The sequence below is a fragment of the Mesorhizobium sp. WSM4904 genome (assembly GCF_029674545.1).
GTDB lineage: Bacteria > Pseudomonadota > Alphaproteobacteria > Rhizobiales > Rhizobiaceae > Mesorhizobium.
This window is the reverse complement of record NZ_CP121354.1, coordinates 3,381,625-3,401,621: the sequence shown is the minus strand read 5'-3', so window position 1 is coordinate 3,401,621 and position 19,997 is coordinate 3,381,625. Positions and strand designations below refer to the sequence as shown.

Sequence of the window (19,997 nt, the reverse complement as noted above, 5' to 3'; positions counted from 1 at the left end):
CGCCGCGCACTTTTCCTGGAATTGCTTTAGCGGCTGGCAAGGATGACGGACACGATGGAAGGCTCGACTCCACGCCGCACCCGCATCCAGCTGGAAAAGCGTGAACTCATCCTGGAAGCCGCGCTCGAAGTCTTCTCCGCCAATGGCTTTCGCGGTTCGACCATCGACCAGATCGCCGAGGCCGCCGGCATGTCGAAGCCGAACCTTCTCTATTACTTCCGCCGCAAGGAAGACATCCACGAGACCCTGATGCAGCGGCTCCTGGACACCTGGCTGGCCCCGCTTAGGGAACTCGACGACATCGGCGATCCGATGACCGAGCTCAGAAGCTACATCCGCCGCAAGCTCGAAATGGCGCGCGACTTCCCACGCGAAAGCCGGCTCTTCGCCAACGAGATCCTGCAAGGCGCACCGCGCATCATGCCGATGCTGGAGGGCGAGCTGAAAACGCTGGTCGACGAGAAGGCCGCCGTCATCAAGGGCTGGATGCGCGCCGGCAAGATCGCCCGCACCGATCCGTGGCATCTGATCTTCTCGATTTGGGCGACGACGCAGCATTATGCCGATTTCGACGTCCAGGTGCGCGCCGTGCTCGGTCCCGACCGTGGCGGCGACGGTCGCTTCGAGGACGCGGCACGTTTCCTCGAGCAGCTGTTCCTCGAAGGGCTGAAGCCGAAGGGCTGAGCGGCTCGTCATGACAGCTCAACGGGCTTGAGCAGCTTGCGAGCCGTTTGGCTATTGCTGCCCTTCGAGATTAGCCGAAGCCTCTCAGCTTCGTCATCCACGGGCGGAGCAAGGAGCGAAGCGACGCGGCGCAGACCCGAGGATCCATTCCGTGGCCTCGAAGCGCCGCTGCGGTCCAAAATTCTGCACTGCTGCACCCCATTGCCAAGGTAACGGAATGGATCCTCGGGTCTCCGCGTCCGCTTCGCTCCCGCTCCGCCCGTGGATGACGAAGTTGAGGGGCCCGCGACCTACTAACCTCAGGCGCTGCGTCGCTCGGTCGGCTCCGCTTCGAGCAACTTCTTCAACTTCGCGATCGAGTTCTGCTCGGCGAGCGGCGTGTAGACAATCAGCCGCATGTCCGAGCCGTCGTCGATCGACAGGCTCATATGTTCGAAGGCCATCGCGCCGGCGGTGGGATGGCGGACGTGCTTCACTCCCGTCAGCCTTCGCGCCACGTCCCGCCGCGGCCACCAATCGCGGAACTCCGGGCTCGAGCGCATCATCAGCGCGATCAGCCGCTCGAAATCCGGATCGCCGACATATTTCGCGCTTTCGGCACGGAACGAAGCGAGCACCACACGCGCAAGCCCTTCCCAGTCGACCAGCAGCCGGCGATGATGCGGGCTGGTGAACACCAGATGGACGATGTTGCGGGCGTCGCCCTCCAGCAGGCCATAGTCGCCGAACACCGCCGCCGCGGCGTCATTCCAGGCCAGCACGTCCCAGCGCCGGCCAACCACATAGGCCGGCTGCAGAACGAGGCTTTGCAGCATGTGCAGCAGCGTGCCATCGACTTTTTCGGGCGCAGCAACGCGACGCTCCGGCTGCTGGCGGGCGGCGAGGATGAACAGGTGCCGCTTCTCCACTGCGTCGAGGCGCAACGCTTCGCAGAGCGCCGAAAGTACCTCGACCGACGGCCGCACGTCCCTGCCCTGCTCCAGCCAGGTGTACCAGGTGGTGCCGACGCCGGCGATCATCGCCACTTCCTCGCGCCTCAGCCCGGGCGTGCGCCGCCGGGCGCCGGTCGCAATGCCAATGTCGGCGGGCGACAGCCTTTCGCGGCGCGAGCGCAGGAACGCGCCGAGTTCGCGGCGGCGGGTGTCCTCGGGGGAATGGGTCACGGCATCCATGAAGCTATTATAGCAGTACTGATACCAGGATAAAGTTTGAACTGTTTGGAATGCGCGCCGCGCCCCATCTTGCGTTCAGAGCAGCACAAGGAGGCTCTGAACATGGAACTCAAGAACAAGACCATTCTCGTCACCGGCTCGACCGACGGCGTCGGCCGCGTGGTCGCCGAAAGGCTCGGCGCCGCCGGCGCCCGCGTGCTGGTGCATGGCCGCGACCAGGCCCGCGGCAAGGCGACAGTCGCCGCCATCGAGGCAAAGGGCGGCAAGGCCGAATTTCTCGTCGCCGACCTTTCTTCGCTCGCCGAGGTGCGCCGCCTCGCCGAAGCCGTGCGCAAAAGGACCGACCGGCTCGATGTTTTGATCAACAATGCCGGTGTCGGCACCGGCGGCCAGGGTGCGAAAAGGCAGGTGAGCGCCGATGGCTATGAGCTGCGCTTTGCCGTCAACTATCTGGCCGGCTTTCTGCTGACGTCGGAACTGCTGCCGCTGCTCAAGGCAAGCGCCCCGGCGCGCATCGTCAATGTCGCCTCGGCCGGCCAGCAGGCGATCGACTTCGACGACGTCATGCTGACCCATGGCTTTAGCGGCGTGCGCGCCTACTGCCAGAGCAAGCTGGCGCAGATCCTGTTCACCGTCGGTCTGGCGGAACAGCTCAAAGGCACCGGCGTCACCGTCAATGCGCTTCATCCGGCCAGCTACATGGACACCACCATGGTCCGGCAGGCCGGCGTAACGCCATGGAGCTCGGTCGAGACCGGCGCCGACGCGATCCTCAACCTCGCGGCGTCGCCGGCGCTCGAAGGCCGCAGCGGCCTCTATTTCGACGGCCAGCGGGAATCGCGCGCCGATGCCCAGGCCTATGACGAAAAGGCGCGCCGCCAGCTGCGGGCGCTCAGCCTCGAACTGACCGGACAATCTTCCACGACGTCCAAGGAACAAAATTCATGAGCGAGACCATCGAACATTGCGTGATCATCGGCGGCTCGTCCGGCATCGGCCTTGCCACGGCCAAACGGCTGGTCAGCCCCACGATGAAAGTGACGATCACCGGCCGCAACGAGGAGAAGCTGAAGAACGCCTGGGCGAGCCTTGGCGGCACCGTCGGCAAGGCCGTTTTCGACGCGACCAAGCCGGATGAGGTCCGGCAGTTTTTCGAAGGCCTCGGGCCCTTCGACCATCTCGTTCTGGCCGCGAGCGGCGGCAAAGGACTTGGGCCGTTCGCGACCCTCGACCTTGCCGACATCGGCAGCGGCGTCGACGAGAAGATCAGGCCGCAACTGGCCTGTCTTCAGGCGGCCCTGCCGACCTTGAACAGGGCCGGATCGGCCACCTTCATTTCGGCCGTCTCTGCGCAGCTCGCCGCGCCCGGCGTCGCCGGCATCGGCGCCATCAACGGCATGCTGCTCACCATAGCGCCGATCCTCGCGGTCGAGTTGAAGCCGCTGCGCGTCAACGTCGTGGCGCCCGGCGTCATCGATACGCCCTGGTGGGATTTTCTGCCGGGCGAACAGCGGCAAGCGGTGTTTGCCGAATATGCCGGCAAGACGCCGGTCGGCCGCATCGGCCGCGCCGAAGACGTTGCCGACGCGATCGCCTTTCTGGTCTCCAACGGCTTCATGACCGGCCAGGTGCTGACCTGCGACGGCGGCCTGCGCTTTGCCGCCTGAACGGCGAATGGATCAATTGGAAGTGAGGCCGGGCAGGAAGGCGAGTGCCATCAGCCCCGCAACGACCGCATACCAGACAATCAGGTGGACCGCCTTCATCAGCGGGCGGCCCACTTCGCGCGCCCGCTTCGGGCGAAGCGGGTCGTACATCACCTCGACTGGGGCGCCGACATTCCCGGTCGTTCCGTTGACCGGCAAATAGGACGTGAACCGCCATGTCTTGCCCAGCCGGTCGGCGAATTCGATGATCGGCGTATCCGGCCCGTCGCTGGATTTGTCGATGCGGACCACCTTGCCGGTGGCAAGGACGCCGCATCGCCTGAACACGATGTCGCCATAGGTCTGTATGGCGACCACCGTCAGGAAGAAGACGCCGCACAGGAAGCACCATATCTGAATGTCGCTCGGATGCCCGCCAAGGACTTGGGCGACAGCCCGGAACGGGAACAGCGCCTGATGGAAGGCTTCCGAAACGCGTGTCCAGAATGCAGTCCAGCTCTGCTCCATGAACGCTCCGAGTGGCGAACCTGCATTTGCTAATACAAGGCAATCGCGACGGAGCGATTAACGCTGCGGCATCAATTGCGCCGAACCCGGCGACCGAGATCAAACAGAATGCGCGATCAACGCCAGGAACCCTCCGGCTAAAGCGACATTGCCGACGAAGCCGTTGATACGAGAGGCGCGATCCGGACCCTGATGGTCCCAGAAATTGTGGAACATAGGTGTTGCGACGATGAGGAACAGTATCAGGAGGGAAAGGAAGGGAACCTTGCTGGACGGGCGTTGACGGCAAAAGGCTTGGCGCCTTTCCTCTACCCCGTCGATCGGGGGAGAGGTGGCTCGGCGAAGCCGAGACGGAGTGGGGGGTCGACCAGCGCTACATTAGACAATGCATGCACCAAGCTGCCATGCACGCTATCGCCAAAGACCAGCCGCTTGGAATTAGGGGCCCTCAGCCGTGTCCAGCAGCCAAGGCGCCTCTCCATCCCGGCTTCGCGGGGCCACCTCGCCGGGGCAAGGAACCCAAGCTTACTCCGCCGCCACCTGGGCCATCGGATTGTTTGGATGCGTCGTCCAGTTGGCGTAGATCGGCGACACCGGCTTGCCCGTGCGCTGATCCACCGAACCGGCCGCCAGCGGCTCCATCGTGATGCAGCCTTCCACCGGGCAGACATTGACGCAAAGATTGCAGCCGACGCATTCCGCCTCGATCACCTCGAAATGCCTGACACCGTCGACCATGCTGGTGATCGCCTGATGCGAGGTGTCCTCGCAGGCGATGTGGCAGCGCCCGCACTTGATGCAGGCATCCTGGTCAATATGCGCCTTGGCGACATAGTTGAGGTTGAGATACTGCCAGTCGGTGACGTTGGGCGTGGCGCGGCCGATGATGTCCGAGAGCGAGGCGTGCCCCTTCTCGTCCATCCAGTTCTCCAGGCCCGCGATCATTTCCTGCACGATCTTGAAGCCATAGGTCATCGCCGCCGTGCAGACCTGCACATTGCCTGCGCCGAGCGCCATGAATTCGGCGGCGTCCCGCCAGGTGGTGATGCCGCCGATGCCGGAGATCGGCAGGCCGTGAGTCTCCGGATCGCGCGCGATCTCGGCCACCATGTTCATGGCGATCGGCTTGACCGCCGGGCCGCAATAGCCGCCATGCGAGCCTTTGCCGTCGATGGTCGGCTGCGGCGCGAAACTGTCGAGGTCGACGCCGGTGATCGAGTTGATGGTGTTGATCAGCGACACCGCGTCGGTGCCGCCGGCCCTGGCCGCGCGGGCCGGCTTGCGGATATCGGTGATGTTCGGCGTCAGCTTGGTGATGACGGGCATGCGCGTGTACTGCTTGCACCAACGCACCACCATCTCGATATATTCCGGCACTTGGCCCACGGCCGAGCCCATGCCGCGCTCGCTCATGCCATGCGGGCAACCGAAATTGAGCTCGATGCCGTCCGCGCCGGTCTCCTCGACCAGCGGCAGGATCGCCTTCCAGCTTTCCTCGACGCACGGCACCATGATCGAGGCGACCAGCGCCCGATCCGGCCAATTCATCTTCACCTGCTTCATCTCGCGCAGATTGGTCTGCAGGTCGCGGTCGGTGATCAGCTCGATGTTGTTCAAGCCGAGCAGGCGGCGGTCGGCGCCCCAGATCGCGCCGTAGCGCGGGCCGTTGACGTTGACGACGGGCGGCCCCTCCTCGCCCAGCGTCTTCCAGACCACGCCGCCCCAGCCGGCCTTGAAGGCGCGCTCGACATTGTAAGCCTTGTCGGTCGGCGGCGCCGAGGCCAGCCAGAACGGATTGGGCGACTTGATGCCGACGAAGGTGTTGCGGATGTCTGCCATGCTCATGCCCTCCCGTTAGAGGTCAGTGCCCGGTGGATGGATTCGGCGGCGTCGCGCCCTTGAGCCACGGCCGACACCGTCAGGTCGTCGCCACCGGCGATGCAGTCGCCGCCGGCCCAGACTTTCGCCAGCGAGGTGCGGCCCTCGGCGTCGACCTTGATGCGGCCGCCCTCGAGTTCGATCGATGCGACGCTGCCGTTGAGCACCGCCGGCGTGAAACTCTGGCCGATCGCCTTGAACACCTGATCGGCGGCAAGTGTCAGCCGTTCGCCGGTACCGGCAAGCTTGTCGCCGTCGATCGCGGTGTATTCGAGCTCGATCGCCGACACCTTGCCGTTCTCGGCGATGACGCGCTTCGGCTGCAGCCAGTGGCGGATAGTAACGCCGTTGGCGGCGGCCAGATCCTGTTCGAAGCCGGAGGCATTCATGTGCTCCTGCCCGCGCCGGTAGCAGATCGTCACCTCCTCGGCGCCGAGCAGCTTCGACTGCACCGCGGCGTCGATCGCCGTCATGCCGCCGCCGATGACGACGACGCGCCGGCCGACCGGCAGGCTGCCAAGATCGCTCGCTTGCCTGAGCTCGGCGATGAACTCGACGGCGTTGGCGACGCCGTCGGCGTCCTCGCCGTCGGCCCTGAGCGCATTGACGCCGCCAAGCCCAAGGCCGAGGAACACCGCATCGTAGTTGCGGATCAGGTCGGCCAGTTGGAAGTCGCGGCCGAGCGCCTTGCCGTTCTGGATGTCGATGCCGCCGATAGCGGTGACATAGTCGACTTCCGCCTGGGCGAAATCGTCGACGCTCTTATAGGCGGCGATGCCGTATTCGTTGAGGCCGCCGGCCTTCGGCCGCGCTTCGAGAATGGTGACGTCATGACCGTGACGGGCAAGACGATGCGCCGCCGCGAGACCCGCCGGCCCGGCGCCGACCACGGCGACCGTTTTTCCGGTCGGTTCGGCGCGCGTGTAGAACTGCTTGTCCTCGCCCATCGCGACGTCGGTCGCGTAACGCTGCAGCCGGCCGATCTGCACCGGCTTGCCTTCCGCCACCTCGCGCACGCAGACCTCTTCGCAGAGCGTCTCGGTCGGGCAGACGCGGGCGCACATGCCGCCAAGGATGTTCTGATCGAAGATGGTCTTGGCCGAGCCCAGTGGATTGCCGGTCGCGATCTGCCGGATGAACATCGGAATGTCGATCGACGTCGGGCACGCATTCATGCACGGCGCGTCGTAGCAGAAGTAGCAGCGGTCGGCCTCGACCAGCGCCTCGTGATGATCGAGCGGCGGATGCAGGTCGGAAAAATTGTCGGCATATTGCTCGGCAGACAGCCGGCCGCCGGCGATACCTTCGATGAAATGACCAGTCGCCATTCCAGTTCCCCTTGTTTTATTTTGGGGAAGGCTAGCACGTTTTATTTTTTTATCAATTGGTCAATTTTCGACCAAGTCACTGTAATGGCTGGATAAAAACTTGATAATCGTAGTCATATTATAGCGGGAACTACTGTCTCCGACGGTTCGCCGCTTGCGATCCTGTGGCCATGGAGCGACCTGATCTCGTCGGCGACCAGTTGCTGCAGTCGCCACAGATTGCGGTCATGGATGCCGAATGTCTCGAGGTGGCTGACGGTGTTGTAGAGATACTCGGCGCCGGAGCCGACATGGCCGCACGCGCGTGCCAGTATCTTTGCTACCCTTTCGAGTGGCTGCCTGAGCGACGTCCCCCTGCCCGTCACTCCAACCCAGAAGCCCAGCGCCCGCAACGATCCTTGTGCCGTGCGTACCGGAACCCATCTGACGGAGCTGACAGCCTCGTGATCGTCGATTTCACGCCGCAGCAGCCTCTCGATCTGGGCCGGCTTCTCGCCATCGGGCAGACGGTAGATCACGCCATCGCAGCACCCGCCGCGCTCGAGCGCCATCATCAGCCCCGGCTGCTCGGCGCTGCCTCTCCAGCGCACAAGGTCCAGGCAGAAGGACCGATGCCAGCCATGGGCCGAGGCGCGCCGCTGCTCGACGGATTCGAAGGCCGGCTTCCAGATCAGCGAGCCGTAGGCGAACACCCAGAGCGGCCCCTCGTCGGCTTCGCCCGACAGGCGCAAGGCAAGCGCCCGGAAATCGTCGTCGTTCAACTGTGTCCATTCCCCGCTCGGGCCCGGATCGACCTCCTCCCGGTGGCACAGAGCGACGAGCTCGGGCGTGAGCGACATTCGACGCATGGAAACAGCCCCTCTTTGACGCCAGCAAAGTCGAAAACCGCGGAACACGCAAGATCGCTGGCCCAAACCGCGTCGCGCGGAAATGGTTTCGGGCGACGCGCTTTAAGTCTTGATGCATGTCGTTCTCCCAAAACCGCTGCGCACTTTTGGGCGACATGCTTTTGTGGCGCCTTGCCGTTTGCGATTTCTGGTCCAGATGTCGGATTTCTGTCGCCGAGATCGTCCTAGGATGGATCGGACCGCGATCGCTGCCTGAACCGGTGAGGAGACCGACCATGCCGAATTCCCCAAAACCCTTCTTCTGGTACGAACTGATGACCACCGACCTCGACGCCGCCGAGGCCTTTTACACAGCCGTTGTCGGCTGGAAGGCCGAGCCCTTTGCGAAAGCGCCGGGCATGCCTCGCTATATCGTGATGAATTCGGCCGTGCGCGGCGTCGGCGGGTTGATGACCATGCCGGAGGATGCCGCCAAGATGGGCATGCCGCCCGCCTGGCTCGGCTACATCTACACCAAGGATGTGGACGCCTCGACGAAGGCGCTGCAGGAGGCCGGCGGCACCGTCCATCGCCCGCCGGATGACATTCCGGAAGTCGGCCGCTTCGCCGTGGTTGCTGACCCGCAGGGCGCGACCTTCATGTTCCTGCAGCCCAACCAGCCTGGGCAACCGCCGGTGCCTGCCACCACGCCCGGCCATATCGGCTGGCACGAACTCTACACCTCGGACTGGAAAGCGGCGTTCGACTTTTATGCGGGCCAGTTCGGCTGGGAGAGCGCCGGCGAGTTCGACATGGGCGAGATGGGCGTTTACAAGACCTTCACCGCCGGGCCGGAATCGGGTGGCGGCATGATGAACAAGCCGCCGCAGATTCCGGTGCCGGTCTGGCAATTCTATTTCAACGTCGACGCCATCGATGCCGCGGCCAAGCGCGTCACCGACAATGGCGGCAAAGTCCTGATGGGACCGATGGAAGTGCCGAGCGCGCAGTGGGTCGTCCAATGCCAGGATCCGCAAGGCGCGCATTTCGCACTGCTGGCGCCGGGGCGGTAGGCGCAAAGCAGTTCCGTTCGATCAGCTGGCGCCGGCTCACTCCGGCGTCAGCACTGCCACTTTGAGATCGGCCTTCTTGGCGCCGCTGAGCTGCACGGTAGCCGGACCGGCGGAAAGTTTGAAGCGCACGCTCTTGCGAATGCCCGGACAGGTCTTCACGCCGCTGAAACCCGTCGACTTCACGGAATGGCCGTCCTGCACGACATCGATCCAGGCCTCATCGGACAGGCTGAACTGGAGCTCGCCTTCAGGTGGCACTGTCACGCTTGCCGTCGCACCGAACGAGCCGGCTGCCGGTGCGCGTTGCGGCGGCACCTCAAAGCTGATCGTGTCGACCGCCGCGAGTGACAAATCCACCGCTTGCCCGACTGTCAAGGCAGCGCCGGACTGCGCGGCCGGCGCTTCCGGAAACAGGGCCTGCTCGCGTGTGACCGGCCATTTGAAGGCATCGCAGCCGGCGTCGCCGGCCATGGCGAAGCTGGTGCCTGCAAGGAGTACGAATAGGCTGACGACGATTTTCTTCATGGCACAGAAAACTCGTATGGTTTGATACCGGCATATCAATACAACCAGAGAGACAGAAATGCAACCATAGCGAGAATAAAAACGCGAGAATGAAACCATTCCACTCACCGATTGTTGATGGCAGGCCAAGGGAAGTGAGTGGTCCATTGCCGGGCGATAATTTATGGCCGGCCCCGGGGGTAAACGGAGTTTTGCATTGAAGCTTTTCGAAAGCCTTGCCGAATACCGTCCGCAGGTGCTGGGCGTGCTTCGCATCATGACCGCGCTGCAGTTCATCGAGCACGGCACCCAGAAACTGTTCAATTTTCCTTCTGGCGCCCATGCCGAGGCCCTGACCGGGCTTGCGCTGACGTCCGGCATTCTCGAGTTTGCCGGCGGCATCCTGCTGGCGCTGGGGCTCTTCACGCGCCCGGTGGCGTTCCTGCTCTGCGGCGAGATGGCTGTCGCCTATTTCATGGTGCACATGCCGCGCAATTTCTTCCCGGCCAACAATGGCGGCGACGCAGCCATCCTGTTCTGCTTCGTCTTCCTCTATCTGTTCTTTGCCGGTCCGGGCTCCTTCGCGCTGGACAATCGCGACAGCGCCAGGGCGTAGTAGCAAAACGCGCGCCTGAATTCAGGCGCGCATCCGTTCGAAATTGGCGTCGAACAGCGGCGCTGCCTGAATGCGCGCCGCATGGCGCCTGCCCAGGATCTCGATCTCGAAGCCGTCCGGCCTGTCGGCGATCTCCTTCGGCACATAACCCATCGCGACCGATTTCTTCGAATTGTGAGCATAGCCGCCCGAGGTAACCCAGCCGCGCACGACGCCGTCATGCCAGATCGCCTCGTCGCCGATGACATCGGCATCGTGAGCCTCGACGATGAAGGCGCGCAGCCTGAGCTTGCCGCCCTGCTTGCGTTCGGCGAGCGCCGCTTCCTTGCCGATGAAATCGGCCTCCTTGCCATAGGCGACGAAACGATCGAGCCCGGCCTCGACCGGTCCGTAGATCGGCCGGTACTCGCGCGCCCATGAGCCGTAGTTCTTCTCCAGCCTGAGCGCATTGAGCGCGCGCGAGCCGAACAGGCCGATGCCGAGTTCCTCGCCTGCCTTGATCAGCGCCTGGTAGGCGGCGCGCTGATATTCCGGCTCCACCCATATCTCGTAGCCGAGATCGCCCGTATAGCTCACGCGGCCGACAAGACACGGCGCCATGCCGATATCCATCCTGGCGACCGCCATGAAGGGGAAGGCAGCGTTGGAGACATCGGCGCGGGTGACTTTGGCCAGCACCTCCCTCGCCTTTGGGCCGGCGACGGCGAGACCGGTGAGCTTCTGCCCAAGCGCTTCGATGCGGACCGAGCCATCATCGGGCATATGCGCCTCGAACCAGCGCATATGGTACTGCTCGGCAATGCCTGAGCCGGCGATGAACCATTCGCCATCTCCGACATTGGCGAGCGTGAAATCTCCGATCAGCTTGCCGTCTTCCTTCAGCATCGGCGCCAGCGTCATGCGGCCTGGCTTGGGCAGCTTGCAGGCGAGCACGCGGTCAAGCCAGGCTGCGGCGCCTTCGCCCGTCACCCTGTATTTGGCGAAGCTCGAAATCTCCGACAGGCCGACGCCGTTGCGAACGGCGGCAACCTCGCTCGCGACATGGTCGAAGTCGGTCGAACGCCGCCACGAGAACTCGTCCTTGACGCCTTCCGGCGCATACCACAGCGGCACTTCCAGCCCATAGGCGACCCCCCACTGCGCGCCCTTGGCCGACAGCGTGTCATAGACCGGTGTCGTCTTGAGCGGACGCCCCGCGGGCAGTTCCTCGTTCGGGAAACGGATCGAGAAGCGGCGCGAATAGTTCTCGCGCACCTTGGCGTTGGTGTAGGCCATCGTCGCCCAGTCGCCGTAGCGCGCCACGTCCATCGCCCAGATATCGGCGCCGGGATCGCCCTCGATCATCCAGTTGGAGAGCGCCAGCCCGACGCCGCCACCTTGGCTGAAACCCGCCATGACGCCGCAGGCGACCCAGAAGCCGGGCAGGCCGCGCACCGGGCCGACCAGCGGGTTGCCGTCCGGCGCGAAGGTGAAGGGTCCGTTGATGATCTGCTTGATGCCGGTCTTCTGGAAGGCCGGGAAGTGGCGGAAGCCGACCTCCAGCGACGGCGCGATGCGGTCGATGTCCGGCTCCAGCAGCTCATGGCCGAAATTCCATGGCGTCTGGAACTCGGACCACGGCTTGTTCGCCTTCTCATAGGTCCCCATCAGCATGCCGCCGCGCTCCTGGCGCAAATAAAGCTCGCCGTCGAAGTCGACCGCATGGATGATCTCGGTGCCGGTCTTCTTGTTCCAGTCGGCGACCTCGGGCATGTCCTCGGTGATCAAGTACATGTGCTCCATCGCCAGCACCGGCAGCTCCAGCCCGACCATGCGGCCGACCTCGCGCGCCCACAGTCCGCCAGCATTGACGACATGCTCGCAAATCACCTCGCCCTTGTTGGTGATGACGCGCCACAACCCGTCCGGCCGGCGCACGATGTCCTCTACCTTGGTGAAGCGCTCGACCTCGGCGCCGAGCTTGCGCGCTGCTTTGGCGTAAGCATGCGTCACGCCGGACGGGTCGAGATGGCCGTCCTCCTTGTTGCGCACTGCCCCGACGAATTGCTTCGGGTCGAGCAGCGGCATCAGCTCGGCCGCTTCGTTCGGCGAGATCACTTCGAGATCGATGCCGAGATAGCGGCCTTTGGAGACGACGCCGCGCAGCCAGTCGAGTCGCGCCTCGGTCGCGGCCAAAAGCACGCCACCGGTCAGATGCACGCCGGTCGCCTGGCCGGAAAGCTCCTCGATCTCCTTGTAAAGCGAGATCGTGTATTTCTGCAGCTTGGCGACGTTGGGGTCGCCATTGATGGTGTGCATGCCGCCGGCCGCGTGCCAGGTCGAGCCGGAAGTCAGCTCATCGCGCTCCAGAAGCACGACGTCGGTCCAGCCGTGGCGGGCGAGATGGAACAACACCGAGCATCCGACGACACCGCCGCCGATGACCACGACCTTTGCATGCGACTTCATGGGTTCTTCTCGTTATTTCAGTGAGTTGAGCGACAAAGTGAATCGAAAGGGCAGCGCCAAGCCACCCCCCTCTGGCCTGCCGGCCATCTCCCCCTCAAGGGGGAGATCAGCAGCGGCAGCGCCGCCGCCCATTTTTCAAGGTTGGCAATTAGCGAAGGCAAAAAGGACAGCCAATCTCCCCCCTTGAGGGGGAGATGTCCGGCAGGACAGAGGGGGGTACCTCGCGCCAACGCTAAAGTCACGGCTCGCCCTGTCCGATCGCTTCCTTGCGGCGCGCGATATAGGCTTCGAGGGCCTCGCGCACGCCAGGATCCATGGCCGGCTGGACATATTCCTCCAGCGCTTTCTTCCATAGCCGCGTCGCGCGGGCCGTGGCGTCGAGCGCGCCGGCCTCCTGCCAGGCTTCGTAATTTTGCCAGTTGGAAAGCATCGGCTGATAGAAGGCGGTGGCATAGCGCTCCAGCGTGTGCGGCTCGCCGAAGAAATGGCCGCCCGTCGGCACCGCGCCCAGCGCTTCGACGGCCAGTTCGCCTTCGTCGACCACGATCGGCCGTAGGAATTCCATCATGTGCTGGATCATCTCGACATCGATGATGAGCTTCTCGAACGACGCCGTCAGCCCGCCCTCCTGCCAGCCGGCGGCATGGTAGACGAGGTTGCCGTGTCCAAGCACGGCGCCCCACAGCGCCATCAGCGTCTCGTAGGCGCCTTGCGCGTCGGTGGTATTGGAGGCGGAGCCGGGCGTAGTGCGGTACGGCAGATTGTAGCGCCGCGCCAATTGCCCGGAGGCGATGTTTGCTTTCGTGTTCTCCGGCGTGCCGAAGGCCGGTGCTCCGGACTTCATGTCGACATTGGAGGTGAAGGCGCCGTACATCACCGGCGCGCCCGGCCGCACGAGTTGCGTCAGCGCGATGCCGAACAGTGCTTCGGCGTTCTGCTGCGCCAGCGCGCCGGCGAGCGTCACCGGGCTCATCGCGCCCATCAGCGTGAACGGCGTCACCGCCACCGACTGGCCGAACTCGGCCATGGTCATCAGCCCTTCGGCCATCATCTCGTCGAAGCGGCGCGGCGAGTTGACCGAGATGATGGTGGTGACGCCGGGATCTTCGCCCAACTGCTCCAGTGTCAGGCCGCGCGCAATCGCCATCATCTCGATGCCGTCCAGCGCCCTGCCCCGGCCGATCGCCGAGACATGGAAGCATTTGTCGGTCAGCGTCAGGTTGGCGAAATAGGTGTCGAGATGACGCGAATTCGCCGGCAGCTCGATCGGCGCGCAGACCTGGTTGCCGAGCATGTGGATGCAGTTGAAATGCTGCGCCAGTCGGACGAGGTCCGAGTAGTCGGCGAGGTTGCCGGCACGGCGGCCGCGCTCCATGTCGTGCACATTGGGCGGCCCGGCGACCAGCGTGAAGTTGATGGTGTTGCCGCCGAGATGAATGGCGCGGGCCGGGTTGCGCGGCGTAAGCGTGTAGCTGGCACGCGTCGTCTTCAGTGCCTCGTCGACCATGCCGCGATCGACGCGCACATTCATCGAGCTGTGATCGACCTTGGCGCCGGCGCGTTCGAACAGGGCGAGCGCCCTCCTGCTCATCACCTCGATGCCGAAATTTTCCAGGATGTGCATCGACGCCTGATGGATGGCTTCGATCTGGTCGGCCGAAAGCAGAGCCATCGGCGGGTAGGGATTCGTCACGCGCCTTAGCGGCAACTGCGGGATGGCGGATGGCCCCCGGTTGCTGGTTCGCTCGGCGCCGCGTTTTCGTCTTGGTTCGGTCATGCGCGCATCAGAGCGCCGACGTGGCCCATGAGCTGTCAGGAATTCGCCATTTGCCGGCGTGATTTTAGCCAAGGCGGCATTTTTCAAAATCGATGGAGAGAAATGCGACGCATTTGGTCGAAATATCGATAGAGCCAGATCGGCGCACTACGGCCGGCGTTAAGGAAGCTCGAAAGACTCCTTTTATGATTTCCGCCTATTCGTCTTCCGATGCGTAGATCGAGTTTTAGTAAAATTGTCGCTGTCTCTGTGCTGCTGGCGCTTTCGGCCTGCGCGACGGCGCCCAGCCATATCAACAACGTCTGCGCCGTCTTCGACCAGAACGACGGCTGGTTCGACAACTGGCAGTCCGCTGCCGAACGCACCGAGCAGAAATACGGCATTCCCGTCCCGGTGCTGATGGCGACGGTGCGCAAGGAATCCGGCTTCAAGAGCAACGCCCGGCCGCCGCGCACCAAGCTGCTCGGCTTCATTCCCTGGAAGCACGTCTCCACTGCCGCGGGCTACTCGCAGGCGCTCGACGGCACCTGGTCGCAGTATCAGATGGAGACCGGCAACTGGGCGGCGCGCCGCAGCCGTTTCGCCGACGCCATCGATTTCGTCGGCTGGTATCATTCCAAGACCGCCGACACGTTCGGCGTCGCCCGCAACGACACTTACAACCTCTATCTCGCCTATTACCTCGGCTGGTCGACCTACGGCCGCGGCAATCGCGGCGACGCCGGCGTACAGAACTACGCGCGCGCCACCGACCAGATGGCCCGCGACTACGCCACGCAGTTGCGGCAGTGCGGAAGCTGACCGTGGCGCGGAACTGATGTCGGCGCCACGCCCTTAAATTAGTTCGGCTTCGGCTTCTTTCCGCGCGGACGCTTCGGAGGTGTACCGGCAAAGCCCGGACCAGCGCCGTGCGGCGCGTCATCCGGCACGCCCTCATGCGCGGCGTGCTCCTTGTCGAATTTGATGACCGGCTCCATCTTGGCCAGCACATCGTCGGCCAGCCAGCACAGGCTCATATGGCCGTCGCCGAGATTCTTTATCGGCGGTACCTTGGTCTCGCACAGATTGTCCGGCACCAGCTTCTTGTAGCCGCAGCGTGTCTGGAACGGACAGCCGGTCGGCGGGTTCATTGCCGACGGGATGTCGCCTTCGAGCACGATGTGCTTCTTGACCACGCTGGTGTCGGCGATCGGGATCGCCGAGAGCAGCGCTTCGGTATAGGGATGGTAGGGCGGCGAAAATATCTGATCCGTCGTGCCCTGTTCGACGATGTAGCCGAGATACATGACCACGACGCGGTCGGCGATATAGCGCACCACCGACAGGTCGTGGCTGATGAACAGCATCGTCGTCTTGTTCTTGCGCTGGATGTCCATCAAAAGCTCGGTCACCGCCGCCTGCACCGAGACGTCGAGCGCCGAGACCGGCTCGTCGGCCACCACCACCTTGGCGTCGCCGGCGAAGGCGCGCGCCACGCCGATGCGCTGCTTCTGGCCGCCTGAGAGCTGGCGCGGCTTGCGGGTCTCGAAGGCCCGCGGCAGCTTCACCAGGTCGAGCAGTTCCAGCATGCGCTTGCGCCGCTCGGCGACCGTCTTGCCGACATTGAACTTCTCCAGCGTGCGGATGATCTGCGAGCCGACCGTATGGCTGGGGTTCAGCGTGTCGAACGGGTTCTGGAATACCATCTGGATCGAAGACACGGTCTCGACATTGCGGCTCTCGATGCCGGTCGACTGGATCTCCTTGTTGCCCAGCGTCACCGTGCCCGAGCTCGCGGTCTCGAGCCCCAGAAGCACCTTGGCGAGCGTCGACTTCCCGCAGCCGGACTCGCCGACGATTGCGACCGTCTCGGATTCGCGCGCGGTGAACGAAATCGTCTCGTTGGCCTTGACGACGCGGCCTTCGCTGGAGCCGAACACCTCGCTGCCGCCGACCTTGTAGTATTTCTTGAGGTCGTCGATCTTGAGCACCGGCGCGCCGGGCTCGACCTTTTCATTGACTTTCTTGGCGCCAGGCGGCAGCGCCTCCCAGTCGATCTCGTTGAAGCGCACGCAGCGCGAGAAATGGCCTTCATGCCCTTCGACCGGAACCATCGGGATTTCGGCGGCGTTGCAGACGCCCTCGACGAAATGGTGGCAGCGGGGGCCGAAATTGCAGCCCATGGGCCGCTCATGCGGCAGCGGCAACTGCCCGGGAATGGAGATCAGCGGCCGCGAATTCTTGTCGGCGCCTGGCAGCGGGATCGAGCGGAACAGCCCTTGCGTATAGGGGTGGCGCATCCGGTCGAAGACGTCCTCGATCTTGCCGGTCTCGACCGCCTCGCCCGAATACATCACCGTAATCTTGTCGCAGGTCTCGAGGATGAGGCCGAGATTGTGCGACACGAAGATCATCGAGGTGCCGAACTTCTCGCCGAGCCCCTTGACCAATTCCACGATGCCGGCCTCGACTGTGACGTCGAGCGCCGTCGTCGGCTCGTCGAGCAAAAGCAGCGCCGGCTTCGACAAGAGCGCCATGGCGATGACGATGCGCTGCTGCTGGCCGCCGGAAAGCTGGTGCGGATAGGAGCGCATCATGCGCTCGGGGTCCGGCAGCTTCACCGCGCGCACCATGTCGAGCGCTCTTTTGTAGGCCTCGTCCTTCGAGACCTTGTCGTGGATCAGCGGCACTTCCATCAATTGCTGGCCGATCTTCATTGCCGGATTGAGGCTCGCCATCGGCTCCTGGTAGATCATGGCGATCTTGTTGCCGCGGATGGCGCGAAGCTCCTCCTCGGACATTTCGCCCATGTCCCTGCCCTGGAACTTGATCCGTCCGCCGACGATCTTTCCGATGTTGGAGAGGTCCCGCATGATGCCGAGCGACACGGTGGACTTGCCGCAGCCGGATTCACCGACGATGCCCATCGCCTCGCCAGGCATGACCGTGCAGGAAAAGTCCATCACCGCCGGGATCTCGCCCTTGCGGGTGAAGAAGGAGATCGACAGGTTCTCGATCTCGATGATTGGCCCGTTGGAGGGCTTGGCCGGATCTCGAACTGCCTCGTTCATGGGTCGCTCCAATCCTTGGTCTTTTGTTAGAGCATGATCTTGTCCGAAAACCAGAGTACCACTTTTTGCTACGCTGACCTTCGGTTCGGGATCATGCTCCGGGCAACTAGGGCCTAAGGCCCCGTCATCAATCCTTCATCGACTGTTCGCGCAGCGAGTCCGCCAGAAGGTTCAGCCCCAGCACGAACGACATCAGCGCGATCGTCGGCGGCAGCGCCGGATGGATGAAGGAGCGCAGCAGCCGGCTCGCATCCTTGATCGCGGTTCCCCAGTCGGGACTTTCCGGCGCCAGGCCCAGGCCGAAATAGCCAAGCGTGCCGAGCAGGATCGTCGTGTAGCCGATACGCAGGCAGGCATCGACGATCAGCGGTCCGCGTGCGTTGGGCAGGATTTCCCACAGCATGATGTACCAGGGCGATTCACCGCGCGTCTGCGCCGCCGCCACATAGTCGCGCGTCTTGATGTCCATGGTCAGCCCGCGCACGATGCGGAACACGCCTGGGCTGGAAGCGAACACCACCGCCACGAAGATGTTGAGCTGGTTGGGATCGATGTGGACGATCTTCAGCGGGTCCTTGTCGAAGACGAGGCCGGCATAGATCCAGCCGCCGACGACGAGCGTGACACCGAGCAGGATGTAGAGGCGGTCCGGCCGGTTCTTGTAACGGGTCCAGAACAGCACGCAGAAGAAGATGATCGGAAACAGGAAGAACAGTCCGGCCATCGCATAGGGGATCGGCGTGTCCATGATGCCTGGCGTCACCAGGAGGTAGAACAAAAGGATCACCGGGAAGGCCAGCACCAGATTGGCGAGGAACGACAGGATAGTGTCGATCTTGCCGCCGTAATAGCCGGCCGGCAGGCCGAGCGTGATGCCGACCATCAGCGCGAAACCGGTCGCCGCCGGCGCGATGATCAGCACGATCTGGCTGCCGTAGACCATGCGCGAGAACACGTCGCGGGCAAGCTTGTCGCCGCCGAAATAATAGATGAGCTTCGACGTCGGCTCGATCGCGCCGGGCAGCGTGTCCTTCATGATCGACACCTGCGCCAGCGGATCGAAGGGCGAGATGGTCGAGGCGAAGATCGCCGTGAACAGCCAGAACAGACAGATGCCGACGCCGGCTATGCCGACGCCGCTGTCGAAGAGCTGGCCGTAGAGGCCGAGCTTCTTCTTGTAGGCAAAGCTGACACCCATCACCACGACGAGGGCGACCCACACCGGCCAGAAGCGCCATAGCACGCCGACCACGACGTCGAAGGCGCTGATATATTCGATTTGCATCCGCCCTGTCCCCCTATTGAACCCTGATGCGCGGATTGAGGAACGCGTAGCCGACATCGGAGATGAGCTGCGTGATCAGCACGATGAACACCGAGACCAGCGAGCAGCCGAGCAGAAGGTCGATGTCGTTGTTGCCCGCGGCCTCGACCAGCGTGTAGCCGAAACCCTGGTACCGGAACATCACCTCGACGATGACGACGCCGGTGAGCAGCCACGGGAACTGCAGCATGATGACGGTGAAGGGCGCAATCAGCGCGTTGCGCAGCGCGTGCTTGACCACCACGCCCCCGAATGACAGGCCTTTGAGGCGCGCGGTGCGGATATATTGCTGCGTCATCACCTCGACCATCGAGGCGCGCGTCATGCGCGCGATATAGCCGGTGCCGTAGATCGCCAGCGTGATCACCGGCAGGGTGAAATTGTAGAAGGTGATGCCTTGGCTGGCGGAGGCGGCCGAGCCGTTCAGCCAGCCGAGCCACGACGCGAAGATGACGGTGAAGATGACGCCCGACACATATTCGGGCGTCGCCGTCGAGGCGATCGAGGCGACGGACAACGTCCGGTCGGTGCGCGAGCCTTCGCGCATCCCCGCCAGGATGCCGATCAGCAGCGAAACCGGCACCATGAGCGCCAGCACCCAGAACATCAGTACGCCTGTGGCGCCGAGCGCCGGGAAGAGCTTGGCCGCGACCGTCGTCTTGAATTTGGTCGAACAGCCGAAATCGCCTTCGAGCACACCGGAAAATGTCGGCACGGTCGGATCATTGCAGAAAGTGAAGCGTTGCATCATCTTTCCGGTCGCCGGATCCGTGATCGGCTGCTTCGGCAGGATGCCCAGCCACTGGCCGTAGCGCGCAAAGAAGTTCTGCCGGTAGCCATGGTTGACCAGCCAGCTTTCGAGCTGGTCGGCCGAAGTGTGCATCTCGGTCTGGCTGATCGCCAGTTTCTTCAGATTGGGTTCGAGATTGACGAGGAAGAAGACGACCAGCGTCAGGCATAGCATCGTGAGCAGGATGGTGCCGATGCGTCTGGCGATGAATGAGAACATGCGTGCCCCCCTGCCGGCCGGGTTGGGGTCAGATACGTTCAACCCTGTGTCGGAAACCTTGTGAGGCCCCGCCACCGCTGCACAATACGCAACGGCGACGAAGCTGCAAATACGAGGGGCTGGCGCCCCTCGT

17 protein-coding genes and 1 pseudogene are annotated in these 19,997 nt (G+C 63.7%); 6 read left to right on the top strand and 12 right to left on the bottom strand.

The window, feature by feature from the left end; genetic code table 11:
- Nucleotides 1-54: 54 nt before the first annotated feature.
- Nucleotides 55-684, top strand: coding sequence for a TetR family transcriptional regulator C-terminal domain-containing protein (locus tag QAZ47_RS16185; RefSeq protein ID WP_278207861.1), 630 nt, complete (start codon nucleotides 55-57; stop codon nucleotides 682-684).
- Nucleotides 685-983: 299 nt separating this feature from the next.
- Here the strand turns inward: QAZ47_RS16185 and QAZ47_RS16180 are convergent, their stop codons facing one another.
- The gene (locus QAZ47_RS16180; RefSeq protein ID WP_278230019.1) at nucleotides 984-1,856 is read right to left on the bottom strand and encodes a helix-turn-helix transcriptional regulator; all 873 of its coding nucleotides are present in this window, start codon (nucleotides 1,854-1,856) and stop codon (nucleotides 984-986) included.
- Between the two features lie 102 nt (nucleotides 1,857-1,958).
- Between QAZ47_RS16180 and QAZ47_RS16175 the strand changes: the two genes are divergently transcribed.
- Complete coding sequence (locus QAZ47_RS16175; RefSeq protein ID WP_278230018.1) at nucleotides 1,959-2,804, top strand: SDR family oxidoreductase; 846 nt, start codon at nucleotides 1,959-1,961, stop codon at nucleotides 2,802-2,804.
- Nucleotides 2,801-3,523: an SDR family oxidoreductase gene (locus QAZ47_RS16170; RefSeq protein WP_278230017.1), complete on the top strand. Its 723-nt coding sequence runs from the start codon at nucleotides 2,801-2,803 to the stop codon at nucleotides 3,521-3,523. Before QAZ47_RS16175 ends, QAZ47_RS16170 begins: the two co-directional genes overlap by 4 nt.
- A gap of 12 nt (nucleotides 3,524-3,535) precedes the next feature.
- Here QAZ47_RS16170 and QAZ47_RS16165 read toward each other — a convergent pair whose 3' ends face one another.
- From QAZ47_RS16165 to QAZ47_RS16145, 5 genes and pseudogenes are all read right to left on the bottom strand, one after another.
- Nucleotides 3,536-4,030, bottom strand: a complete 495-nt coding sequence (locus tag QAZ47_RS16165) for a DUF3592 domain-containing protein (RefSeq protein ID WP_278230016.1) — start codon at nucleotides 4,028-4,030, stop codon at nucleotides 3,536-3,538.
- 99 nt (nucleotides 4,031-4,129) lie between these two features.
- A pseudogene (locus tag QAZ47_RS16160) lies at nucleotides 4,130-4,282 on the bottom strand (DoxX family protein); the annotation flags it as partial.
- Nucleotides 4,283-4,555: 273 nt separating this feature from the next.
- Nucleotides 4,556-5,869 carry an NAD-dependent dihydropyrimidine dehydrogenase subunit PreA gene (gene preA, locus QAZ47_RS16155; RefSeq protein WP_278230015.1) on the bottom strand — a complete coding sequence of 438 codons (1,314 nt, stop codon included), beginning with the start codon at nucleotides 5,867-5,869 and terminating at the stop codon, nucleotides 4,556-4,558.
- Between the two features lie 2 nt (nucleotides 5,870-5,871).
- Nucleotides 5,872-7,236 (bottom strand): NAD(P)-dependent oxidoreductase, encoded by a 1,365-nt coding sequence (locus QAZ47_RS16150; RefSeq protein ID WP_278230014.1) that lies wholly within the window; start codon nucleotides 7,234-7,236, stop codon nucleotides 5,872-5,874.
- A 113-nt stretch (nucleotides 7,237-7,349) separates the two neighbouring features.
- Complete coding sequence (locus QAZ47_RS16145; protein ID WP_278230012.1) at nucleotides 7,350-8,084, bottom strand: gamma-glutamylcyclotransferase; 735 nt, start codon at nucleotides 8,082-8,084, stop codon at nucleotides 7,350-7,352.
- A gap of 275 nt (nucleotides 8,085-8,359) precedes the next feature.
- Here QAZ47_RS16145 and QAZ47_RS16140 point away from each other — a divergent pair, with 275 nt between their 5' ends.
- Nucleotides 8,360-9,136 carry a VOC family protein gene (locus QAZ47_RS16140; protein ID WP_278230011.1) on the top strand — a complete coding sequence of 259 codons (777 nt, stop codon included), beginning with the start codon at nucleotides 8,360-8,362 and terminating at the stop codon, nucleotides 9,134-9,136.
- Nucleotides 9,137-9,172: 36 nt separating this feature from the next.
- On the opposite strand, the gene QAZ47_RS16135 is transcribed toward QAZ47_RS16140, so the two are convergent.
- Nucleotides 9,173-9,661, bottom strand: coding sequence for a hypothetical protein (locus QAZ47_RS16135; protein WP_278072672.1), 489 nt, complete (start codon nucleotides 9,659-9,661; stop codon nucleotides 9,173-9,175).
- A gap of 196 nt (nucleotides 9,662-9,857) precedes the next feature.
- Between QAZ47_RS16135 and QAZ47_RS16130 the strand changes: the two genes are divergently transcribed.
- Nucleotides 9,858-10,256, top strand: a complete 399-nt coding sequence (locus QAZ47_RS16130) for a DoxX family protein (RefSeq protein ID WP_278230010.1) — start codon at nucleotides 9,858-9,860, stop codon at nucleotides 10,254-10,256.
- Nucleotides 10,257-10,277: 21 nt separating this feature from the next.
- Here the strand turns inward: QAZ47_RS16130 and QAZ47_RS16125 are convergent, their stop codons facing one another.
- A complete protein-coding gene (locus QAZ47_RS16125; RefSeq protein ID WP_278230009.1) occupies nucleotides 10,278-12,704 on the bottom strand; it encodes an FAD-dependent oxidoreductase in 2,427 nt (808 codons plus the stop codon).
- A gap of 238 nt (nucleotides 12,705-12,942) precedes the next feature.
- On the bottom strand, nucleotides 12,943-14,481 hold the full coding sequence (locus QAZ47_RS16120) for a trimethylamine methyltransferase family protein (RefSeq protein ID WP_278230008.1): 1,539 nt from the start codon (nucleotides 14,479-14,481) through the stop codon (nucleotides 12,943-12,945).
- Between the two features lie 210 nt (nucleotides 14,482-14,691).
- Here QAZ47_RS16120 and QAZ47_RS16115 point away from each other — a divergent pair, with 210 nt between their 5' ends.
- Nucleotides 14,692-15,282, top strand: a complete 591-nt coding sequence (locus tag QAZ47_RS16115; protein WP_278201727.1) for a transglycosylase SLT domain-containing protein — start codon at nucleotides 14,692-14,694, stop codon at nucleotides 15,280-15,282.
- A 38-nt stretch (nucleotides 15,283-15,320) separates the two neighbouring features.
- Here the strand turns inward: QAZ47_RS16115 and QAZ47_RS16110 are convergent, their stop codons facing one another.
- The 3 genes from QAZ47_RS16110 to QAZ47_RS16100 all read right to left on the bottom strand — a co-directional run bounded on the left by QAZ47_RS16110 (nucleotide 15,321) and on the right by QAZ47_RS16100 (nucleotide 19,864).
- Nucleotides 15,321-17,531, bottom strand: a complete 2,211-nt coding sequence (locus QAZ47_RS16110; protein ID WP_278201726.1) for an ABC transporter ATP-binding protein — start codon at nucleotides 17,529-17,531, stop codon at nucleotides 15,321-15,323.
- Nucleotides 17,532-17,658: 127 nt separating this feature from the next.
- Complete coding sequence (locus QAZ47_RS16105) at nucleotides 17,659-18,816, bottom strand: ABC transporter permease (protein ID WP_278201725.1); 1,158 nt, start codon at nucleotides 18,814-18,816, stop codon at nucleotides 17,659-17,661.
- Nucleotides 18,817-18,829: 13 nt separating this feature from the next.
- A complete protein-coding gene (locus QAZ47_RS16100) occupies nucleotides 18,830-19,864 on the bottom strand; it encodes an ABC transporter permease (protein WP_278201724.1) in 1,035 nt (344 codons plus the stop codon).
- Between the last annotated feature and the right edge of the window lie 133 nt (nucleotides 19,865-19,997).